We start from the raw sequence: 529 nt of genomic DNA, 5'->3' as shown, positions 1-529 counted from the left end.
TTCGGGGAGACGGTGGAGCAGGCGCCGCCTGCGCGGGAAGCCACGCCGTCCGGCGCGCGCGGGGGCATCTGGATCGCGCTGGGGTCGGCGCTGGTCGCGGCCATCGCCGCGCTCGGGCTCGACCAGCCGCTCTACATCCTCGGTTTCGGCCTGGTCGGCTTCGGCCTGGCGATTCTGGTCAACCACCTGCTGGTGGCGCGCGGTGCGGCGGACTCGATGCTGAACCACATCCTCAGCGACCTGCACACGAAGCCGCGGGTCATGCGGCAGCTGGCGCTCGTCCAGTTCCTGTCCTGGGTCGCTTTGTTCATCATGGGGATTTATGCGACGCCGCTCGTCACCGAATATCATTTCGGCGCCGCCGATCCGGCGGGCAAGGCCTATAATGAGGGGGCGGATTGGGTGGGCGTGCTGTTCGGCGTCTATAACGGCGTCGCCGCGCTCTACGCCTTCCTGATCCCCGGCCTCGCCCGCGCGATCGGCCTGCCGCGGCTCCACTGCCTGAACCTCGTCGCGGGCGGCCTTGGCT

General features: G+C 69.4%; 1 protein-coding gene. It reads left to right on the top strand.

The genetic code is table 11. The annotated features are described in order from the left end of the window. Positions 1 to 12: 12 nt before the first annotated feature. Positions 13 to 529 (top strand): hypothetical protein (locus AC2JF9_RS08400; RefSeq protein WP_500726880.1); only part of this gene is annotated, 517 nt, incomplete at its 3' end.

It is taken from the genome of Lactobacillus sp. C449L, assembly GCF_059900815.1.
The sequence above is the reverse complement of the archived record's forward strand: the minus strand, read 5'-3'. Positions and strand labels throughout refer to the sequence as shown.